This window comes from Oleiphilus sp. HI0128, assembly GCF_001635365.1.
On the sequence record NZ_LWGG01000708.1, the window covers coordinates 1 to 9,473 of the forward strand.

The 9,473-nt window shown below is 45.0% G+C and carries 8 protein-coding genes; all 8 read left to right on the forward strand.

The window, feature by feature from the left end:
* The first annotated feature begins 154 nt into the window (after positions 1-154).
* Complete coding sequence (locus A3763_RS08710) at positions 155-2,878, forward strand: FimV/HubP family polar landmark protein (RefSeq protein ID WP_068513667.1); 2,724 nt, start codon at positions 155-157, stop codon at positions 2,876-2,878.
* Positions 2,879-2,943: 65 nt separating this feature from the next.
* The gene (truA, locus tag A3763_RS08715) at positions 2,944-3,852 is read left to right on the forward strand and encodes a tRNA pseudouridine(38-40) synthase TruA (protein WP_068513664.1); all 909 of its coding nucleotides are present in this window, start codon (positions 2,944-2,946) and stop codon (positions 3,850-3,852) included.
* A gap of 143 nt (positions 3,853-3,995) precedes the next feature.
* Positions 3,996-4,631, forward strand: coding sequence for a phosphoribosylanthranilate isomerase (locus A3763_RS08720; RefSeq protein ID WP_068513752.1), 636 nt, complete (start codon positions 3,996-3,998; stop codon positions 4,629-4,631).
* Positions 4,606-5,832 carry a tryptophan synthase subunit beta gene (gene trpB / locus A3763_RS08725; RefSeq protein WP_231872142.1) on the forward strand — a complete coding sequence of 409 codons (1,227 nt, stop codon included), beginning with the start codon at positions 4,606-4,608 and terminating at the stop codon, positions 5,830-5,832. The genes A3763_RS08720 and trpB overlap by 26 nt, the downstream gene beginning before the upstream one ends.
* A gap of 2 nt (positions 5,833-5,834) precedes the next feature.
* Positions 5,835-6,638 (forward strand): tryptophan synthase subunit alpha, encoded by an 804-nt coding sequence (gene trpA, locus A3763_RS08730; RefSeq protein ID WP_068513659.1) that lies wholly within the window; start codon positions 5,835-5,837, stop codon positions 6,636-6,638.
* 46 nt (positions 6,639-6,684) lie between these two features.
* Entirely contained in the window at positions 6,685-7,650 is a 966-nt protein-coding gene (gene accD, locus A3763_RS08735) for an acetyl-CoA carboxylase, carboxyltransferase subunit beta (protein WP_068513657.1), read from the forward strand.
* A gap of 3 nt (positions 7,651-7,653) precedes the next feature.
* On the forward strand, positions 7,654-8,943 hold the full coding sequence (locus A3763_RS08740; protein WP_068515771.1) for a folylpolyglutamate synthase/dihydrofolate synthase family protein: 1,290 nt from the start codon (positions 7,654-7,656) through the stop codon (positions 8,941-8,943).
* A partial coding sequence (locus A3763_RS08745) for an SPOR domain-containing protein (RefSeq protein WP_068759985.1) occupies positions 8,936-9,473 on the forward strand: 538 nt, incomplete at its 3' end. The genes A3763_RS08740 and A3763_RS08745, both read left to right, overlap by 8 nt.

The window sequence follows — 9,473 nt, forward strand, 5'->3', positions numbered from 1 at the left end:
GTTTCTTAATCTACAGTGTTTAAAAAATCCTCTTTACCTGTATACCTTGTTTTATGGGCTATGCCTGTTTGTGTGAGTAGAGTAGAAGAGTTTTATAAGGTAGTAGATAAGTGAACTGTTTTTTTAAGTTAGAAATAATAAAGGATAATAAGTGATGATACGCAAGCTGGCCTTTGCTCTATCACTACTCGGTGTATTGATTGCTGAGTCTGTTTTCGCTCTTGGAATTGGTGAGGCGACTGTAACGTCTGCACTTAACCAACCCTTAAAAGCTGAAATAGAGCTTGTAAACTCAGGTGATTTCTCGGCAGAAGAAATTCTTCCTGGACTAGCAACGCGCGAAGAGTTTTTAAAAGCGAATGTCGACCGTGTTTACTTTTTATCCGATCTGAGGTTTAAAGTTGAAACGAATGCCGATGGTAAGCTTGTCGTTGTTCTTACGACAAACAAACCTGTCCGAGAGCCGTTTTTAAATTTCTTAGTAGAAGTGATTTGGCCAAGTGGCCGACTATTGCGTGAATACGCTTTGTTGATTGATCCTCCATTATTTTCAGAAGACCCTGTCGCACCGGTTAAAGCTGCAAGTGTTACGACGCAGGTAGCGCAAACTGGCGATGTTTTTAATGTACCAGAGCCTGCACCGGTAAGTCGCCGTTCTGTTGCTAACCCTTCGACTGGTATTTCAGGTGGTGAGTACGGCCCAACTGGTAGCTCTGATACGTTATGGGATATCGCAATCAAGGCGCGGCCAAATAGAAGTGTTAGCCCTCAGCAGGTTATGTTGGCTATTCAGGACCTAAATCCAGGTGCCTTCATTCAGGGTAATATCAATAAATTGAAGGCAGGTCAGGTTCTACGTTTGCCCAGCCTTGAGCAGATTAAGCAGCGTTCAACGCATCAGGCAATAGAAGAAGTTATTTCGCAGAACGAGTCTGCGAGAGGCAAACGCTCGAAGTCGGTAGCTTCAAGCCAAGCACCGAAAACTGACGTTAATCAGCCAGCAGTTAAGCGGGCTGGTGATGAACTCAAGCTTGTTGTTGCTGAAAAGACAAACGACGGTGCTAGCAGTGCTAACTCTGGTAGCTCTGCAACAGGCGGCAGTAACGGTAAAGAGACTGATCCGAAGCTAGCGATTACGCTAGAAAAATTGGATAAAGCGAGTATCGAGAATAAAGAGTTAAATAGTCGTGTTTCTGACTTAGAAGAACAGCTACAAACCTTGCAAAGACTCCTTACATTAAAGAATGATCAGCTAGCAAATATTCAGACGCAAATGCGAGTCAATGAGCTAGCGGAAGCGAAGGCTGCGCAGGAAACTGAGGAGCTATCTGAGGCTGATAAGCTGATGGCAATGCCTGACGCAGTTGCTGAAAATGCTGCTGAGGCTTCTGATCAGACGGTAGCCGCAAAAGACGCTATGGCTGAAGCTAAGGAAAGTACTGAGCAAATTGCAGCGATGCCAAAGACTGAGCAAGCAGGTCAGGCCGAGAGCATGAAACCTGCTGAGAAATCGCCAGCAGTTGAAAAGGCTAAGTCTATTGAAATGCCTGTAAGCAAGCCAGCTAAGGCTGAGCAGAACATTATCGAAGTGATCGTTGGTAATCCTCTCTACTTATCAATTGCTGTTCTAGTTGTTGTGCTGGTTGTGTTTGTCCTCTGGTTGGTTTCGCGTAATAACGCTAAGCGTGAGCAAGAGTTTCAGGCAATGCACGATAGTGACGAAATTGAATATGAAGAAGAGGGCGAAGATGCGCTATCGTCGGAAGACGATTATCAGGATGCTGAAGAAGACGGCATGCAAGTTGAATCTTTAGATAGCCCTCTTGAAGATGATGACGAATACATAGATGAAGACTTATTTGCTGAAGAAGAGCCTGCCGTCTCTGGCGAGGAAAATGAGGATGTAATCGCTGAAGTTGATGTTTACATTGCCTATGGCAGACTGGATCAGGCTGCAGCAGTTCTTGAAAGTGCAATTTCAGAAGAACCTGTTAGAACAGACTTGCGCTTGAAGTTGCTGGAAGTATATAAGCAAAGTGGTGATACTGAAGCATTTAACCGCCAGTATAGCGAATTAGAAGCAATTCAGGATTCTGAAGCCTTAGATCAAGCGAGCGCTATCCGCGGAGATATGCTGGATGAGCAGTTGGTGTCGCTAGAAGATAAAGAACATGAGCTTGAGCTAGATCGCGAGATGGAAGAGGTTGAGGCCTCAAAACGCGAGGTTGAAGCGTCTATTGAGGCTGAAGCTGAAGCGCTTGAGGAAGAACCACAATCTTTTGACTTTGACAGTGTTGAACTAGATGAAGAGCATGATCTAGGTATTGATGAATCACTCGATGCAGAATTAACTGCTGACTTGGATGACTCGCTTCTAGAGCCTAGTGATGTGCTAGACGAAACTGTAGATGAGATTACTGATGAGTTGTCAGACTCTGGTGAGTTTGATGATGCGATTCTTGACGTGGATCTTGATGACATAGATTTAAGCGGCGAGCTTGAGCAAGAAACCGAGATTCAGCTGCCTTCAGATTTAAGTGATTCAGCCATCGTTGAATCATTAGCTCAGGGCGGAGAAGGAGATTTAGAGTCTGACGCAACATTAGGTGCCGAAAAGCCGGTTATCAGCGATGATATTCTTGAGCAAGCTTCAGATAAGATGAATGCAGATCAGTCGTTTGATGAAGACCTTGGTGATGCAAGCGAGTTTGACTTCCTTGAAGGTACTGATGAAGCGTCTACCAAGCTTGACTTGGCACGAGCGTATATCGATATGGGTGATATCGAGGGCGCCAAAGATATACTAGAAGAAGTAACTAAAGAAGGCAGTTCTGAGCAGCAAGCAGAGGCGGCTGAATTGCTAAGTTCATTGGACTAATTATTTTGCAGTGGTAGTTTTTGGATGAAACTTGTCTTAATTAGACGACCTGAGTTGACTCTCAAATGAGTTCTGGTCATCTTTCGAATGACACGGCCGGTAACGAAATCGTTACTGGCCGTGTTGCGTTATGCTTGTCATATAATGGTAGTGCTTATCACGGGTGGCAGTCTCAAAAGAGTGGCTTACCTACCGTTCAAAAATACTTACAAGAGGCTGTATCAAGTGTCGCCAATCAGTCCATAGAGCTTGTTTGCGCGGGCAGAACCGATAAGGGTGTGCACGGTGCTCATCAGGTTGTTCATTTTGACACCGAAGTGCAGCGTAGTGAAAGAGCGTGGGTTTTTGGTAGCAACTCAAACCTACCAAAAGATATCAGTGTTTCATGGGCTGGCTGTGTTGACTCTGAGTTTCATGCGCGATTTTCTGCTACCAGTAGGCGCTATCATTATGTGATATACAATCACCCGGTCAGGCCTTCAATCTTCCATAATGAAATGACTTGGTGTCATGACCCCTTAGATGAAATAAAGATGCACCAGGCAGCTCAATGTTTGGTGGGTGAGCATGACTTTAGCTCGTTCAGGGCTGTAGGCTGCCAGTCAAGAACGCCGTTTCGGTTTGTCGAATTTATTAATGTTCAACGCTTCGGCGATATTTTAGTTATTGATATTAAGGGAAATGCATTTTTGCATCACATGGTTCGTAACATTGCTGGTGTTTTGATGGAAATAGGTAAGCAGAGAAAACCAGTAGATTGGTGTGCCGGGGTGCTCGAAGCACGAGACCGGACTAAGGGGGGAGTGACTGCGCAGCCAAATGGTTTGTTCTTAACGCATGTCGATTACCCCTCCCATTTTGGTGTGCCTGTATCTCAAGGAGCGCCGTCGATAATTCGCTCAATGATTGCAAGTGCATCGGGAAGCATGGACAATGATGCAGATCTGTGGCGTATTTCTCATAGGCTCGACTAGTTAAGCATTGTAGTATGTATGGTCTGGCCCTGTGTTTTAGGAAGCGAGCAGCGCCTCAACTATTTTTCACTATTATGCAGTCTAGCAAATCGATATAATGCTGACGCATATTTATTTTTAGCTAAAGGGTTGTGCAAGACAAAGTGCGCACTAGAACAAAAATTTGTGGTATAACATCTTTAAGTGATGCCTTGGGTGCCGTGAACGCCGGTGCTGATGCGCTTGGTTTTGTTTTTTATGAACCGAGTCCGCGTTATGTTTCTCCTGAACTTGCTTGCGATATTATTGCTAAACTTCCACCTTTTGTTTCTGCTGTAGGTTTATTTGTTAATGCTTCTAAGTCTTATGTGAAAGAGGTTTCTAACCTAGCCTCGCTAAGCCTTATTCAGTTTCACGGCGATGAAAACGAAGATTTTTGTTCAAGCTTTGATCGTCCTTATATTAAAGCCGTGCGTGTTCAGTGCGAGCAAGATATTCTAGAGGCCGATAAACATTACTCTAGTGCCTTAGGCTTATTGCTAGATACTTATAAAAAAGGTGTTCCTGGTGGAACAGGAGAGGCCTTTGAATGGTCAATTATTCCAAAAAATACCACTAAACCACTTATTCTTGCCGGGGGCTTAAACGCCTCGAATGTGCGCGCTGCTGTTAAACAGGTGCGCCCCTATGCGGTAGATGTAAGTGGCGGTGTAGAATTACGTAAGGGTGTGAAAGACCACTCTAAAGTTTCAAGTTTTGTAGATGAGGTGTCGAGTGCCAGCGAATACACGAATTACTGAAGAATTGTTAGCTCAACTTCCTGATAATAAAGGGCATTTTGGCCCTTATGGTGGTCGATTTGTTTCAGAGACTTTGATGTCATCGCTTGAAGACCTTGAGAAGAAATACCTTTCTCTCAAAGATGACCCTGAGTTCTGTAAAGAGTTTGATAAGGATATGGCTGACTATGTGGGTCGGCCTTCACCGCTTTATTTTGCCGAACGTCTGACTAGAGAAGTGGGCGGTGCAAAGATCTACCTTAAGCGAGAGGACCTTAATCATACCGGCGCGCACAAAGTAAATAATACCATCGGTCAGGCACTATTAGCTAAGTACTTAGGTAAGCCAAGAGTGATTGCTGAGACAGGTGCAGGTCAGCACGGTGTTGCTTCTGCGACCGTTGCAGCTCGTTTGGGCCTCGAATGTAAGGTCTTTATGGGCATTGAAGATGTGCGTCGTCAAGCTCTGAACGTTTATCGAATGAAGCTCCTGGGTGCAGAAGTTGAAGCAGTAACAAGCGGCACTAAAACCCTAAAAGATGCGATGAATGAAGCGCTTCGAGACTGGGTAACGAATGTCGATAATACTTTTTATATTATTGGTACGGTTGCGGGGCCTCACCCTTACCCTATGCTTGTGCGTGACTTCCAGGCGATCATCGGTCGAGAAGCAAAAGCTCAGTGCCTTGAGAAAGAAGGGCGATTACCTGATGCTTTAGTCGCTTGTGTAGGTGGTGGCTCGAATGCAATCGGTTTATTTTACCCCTTTATCTGCGACCACGATGTTGAGATGTATGGTGTTGAGGCTGGAGGACACGGTATCGAGACTGGTGAGCATGCTGCGCCGCTATGCGCTGGCGCTCCGGGAGTTCTTCACGGAAATCGTACCTACTTGATGTCTGATAAGGCTGGCCAGATTCAGGGCACTCACTCTATTTCTGCAGGGCTTGATTATCCAGGCGTTGGTCCTGAGCATTCCTGGTTGAAGGACATGAAGCGAGCAAATTACGTGTCGGTTACCGACGATGAGGCACTTGCTGCATTCCGTCGCCTAACGCTAGTTGAGGGTATTATGCCTGCACTTGAGTCAAGTCATGCAATCGCCTATGGAATTAAAAAGGCGGCGACGATGTCATCCGATAAAATTATGATCATTAACCTTTCAGGTCGTGGTGATAAAGATATTCATACCGTTGCTGGCATAGATGGAATTGAGGTGTAGTTATGAGTCGTATTCAATCTGTATTAGAGAACTTGCAAGCCGAAGGTAAAAAAGCATTAATCCCATACGTAACTGGCGGTGACCCTAGACCGGGCGCAACGGTTGAGATTATGCATACCTTAGTCGAAGCTGGCGCAGACATAATCGAGCTTGGCGTGCCATTTTCCGACCCGATGGCCGATGGCCCGGTAATTCAGTTAGCCTGCGAGCGTGCACTTGAACACAATGTATCGCTTGATGATATATTTTCGATGGTGAAGGAATTTCGTGAAACAGACCAAGATACTCCGGTCGTATTGATGGGCTACCTAAACCCCTTGGAAATTAAAGGTTACGAAAAATTTGCTATTGAAGCTGCCGAGGTTGGTGTTGATGGTGCGTTAATCGTCGACTTGCCGCCTGAAGAGGCTGAATCTCTTGTACCATTTCTGAAAGAAAATGATCTGGACTCTATCTTCCTGATCGCACCGACAACTACCGACGAGAGAATACAGCATATCGGTCGTCATAGCAGCGGCTATGTATATTACGTATCCGTTAAAGGTGTCACCGGTTCAGCTGAACTGAGTACAACTGAGGTTGCCGAGAAGGTTGCATTGATCCAAAAATATAACCAAATCCCGGTTGGGGTTGGCTTTGGGATTAGAGATGCAGCGTCAGCTGCTGCTGTTTCCAAGTTAGCTAATGGCGTTATTGTTGGCAGCGTCATTGTAAATCTGATTGCTGAAAATAAAGATGATCAAGTTGCGTTAAATAAGGCCGTTAAGGGCTTGGTTTCATCAATGCGTATTGCAATGGATGCTTAATCCATCTCTTACTTTGAATGTGTAAGTTACGAGTGTAGGTAGAAAAATGAGTAGTTGGCTGGACATCATTAAACCCAAGTCGATTCGTTCTGACTCGGGTTCAAAAGGCAATATACCTGAAGGCGTATGGAAAAAGTGCCCAAAGTGTAGTGCTGCTTTATATGGCCCTGAGCTTGAGAAAAATCTTAATGTTTGCCCTAAATGCCAACATCATATGCGTGTATCCGCTCGCCAGCGAATTGATCTCTTTCTTGACCCCGATAACCGGGTTGAGCTTAATGCCAACCTTGAGCCGGTTGATCGTCTGAAGTTTAAAGACACGAAGAAATACAAAGACAGGTTGGTATCGAATCAAAAAGCGAGCGGTGAAAAAGACGCTTTGATTACTTTTAAGGGTGAAGTAAACGGTGTTCCGGTTGTCGTTGCTGCATTTGAGTTCTCTTTTCTTGGTGGTTCTATGGGGGCTGTCGTCGGGGAGAAATTTGTTCGCGCGATAAAATTATGTCTTGATGAAAGTAAACCATTGATTTGCTTTAGTGCCAGTGGTGGTGCGCGGATGCAGGAGGCCTTGATCTCACTTATGCAAATGGCGAAAACAGCCGCTGCACTTGAGAAGTTAAAAGAGGCACGACTTCCCTATATTTCTGTACTAACAGACCCTGTATTTGGTGGAGTATCTGCTAGTCTGGCGATGTTGGGCGATTTGAATATCGCAGAACCAAATGCTTTGATAGGCTTCGCCGGACCACGTGTTATTGAGCAAACTGTGCGAGAGAAGCTACCAGAAGGTTTTCAACGGAGTGAGTTTTTGCTAGAGCATGGCGCAATCGATATGATACTAGAGCGCCATGAACTAAGGGATCGCTTGTCTTCGCTTATTTCAAAACTGACAGAGTTCAGAGTGGCGAAAGTAGCGCCGGACGAAGTTAAAGAGACTAAACCTGAAGAAAGTAGTGCTGATAGCGATGGTTCTGATTCCGAACCTGAGAGTGAAGAGCTTCAGTCTACCTAAGTCATGCCTAACGTGCTAAACACTCTCGATCAGTGGCTAAGCCACATATCACAATCTCACCCAAAAGAAATTGAGCTTGGCTTAGATAGAGTAAAGTCTGTCTACCAAAAAATGAGCTTTGAGGCGCGCCCGCGAAAAATTGTGGTGGTCGCAGGTACTAATGGCAAGGGCTCGACAATTGCTTTGAGCCAAGCTGGCCTGGCTTCGCAAGGGCTAAGGTGTGGTACCTATACTTCTCCACATATATCTAAATACAACGAACGAGTCCAATTGCTTGGCGTTGATGCAAGTGACCATCAGCTTGTTGAGGCCTTCCAATATATTGACGAGGTGAGGGGAGACACTCCGCTTACCTACTTTGAGTTCGGCACCTTGGCTGCTTTGTACGTCCTCTTTAATGCAGATCTTGATGTCGTGTTGCTCGAAATCGGTTTAGGAGGGCGCTTGGATGCCGTAAATATCGTTGATGCAGATATCTCCGTGATTACTTCAATCGACATTGATCACATTGACTGGCTCGGCGACGATATTCAACAAATAGGCAGAGAGAAGGCTGGTATCCTAAGGAAAGGTCAGCCATTTTTGGCTGGTGAAAACCTTCCTCAAAGCGTCTTTGAATGTGCTGAGAAGCTCGCTTGTCAAACCTTGGTCTGTCATGAAGATTTCTATATTGACGATGACTTGGTGAGTGTTGCCCAGAAAGATTTGAGTAGGTTCAAGTTTCAGGGGTTTCCAAAGCTAAATTTACCCGATAACAATATTCTTCTCGCCTATCAGTTAATCGCTCTATTGCTTGATGGCCGCTCGCTGGATGCCGACTCGGTATATCGAAGCATGTGCAATGTTAAGTTGTCAGGGCGCCTTGAACAGTCTAGCCAAGTAAAAGGCTTATATTTTGATGTAGGCCATAATCCTCACGCAGCAAGGTTCCTAAAGTCCTTTTTGTTAAAAGAGGGTGAGGGAAAAGATAAAATTGAAGTTGTGTTCTCTGCGTTAGCAGATAAAGATGTTCGAGGCGTTGTCGCGGAACTTTCAGAATCTGTGGATCGCTGGCTAATAGCGCCATTGAATGTTGACAGAGCAATGTCTATTGCCGAATTGCAGAGTGTGCTTTCTGAAGTGTCCGATAAGGTTCTTAGCTTCGAGACGATAGATCAAGCACTTGCGTTTAGCCTAGAGCAAAAAGAGAAGGAAATATCGGCTATGACTACTGGTAAAGAGTCGCTTGTGTTAGTGTTTGGCTCGTTCTTTACTGTCGAAGCCGCAAAAAAGTTTATGGATAGTTATGAGTGAATCAGTTGATAGTTTAAAGCAACGCTTGGTCGGAGCGTTCGTTATCTTGTCTTTGGCGATTATATTTCTGCCAATGATTTTTGATAAGCCTCATAACGAAGGACGAAGTCTTTTAGTACCGGTGCCACCCAAACCTGACTATAAAACAATAGAGATCGGTAAGCCGGTTCAACCTCAGTTCAAAGTGCTCTCGGTCGATAGCGACACGGGTAAAGTTGTAGAGGGTGATGAGTTGCTTAAGCCAAGCCCCTCTGAGAAAGCTATTAAGAAAATTGAGCTTGGCGCCCTAAGCGATGAGGCGTCAAAACCTTCGGATGATGTCCAGGTAAAGAGTCCTTCCAGCCCAGCAGCTGTCAAAAAATCCCCTAAGCCCAAAGAAGTTAAGCCTGTCGTAGCAGCCTCTAAACGTCCACTGGCTTCCAAGCCAAAAGTGTCGCATTTGCCCGTTTTTAAAAATATTTGGATGGTTCAGTTAGGAACGTTTAGTAAAACTGAGAACGCTTATAAGCTAAGAGACAAACTCAGGGCCG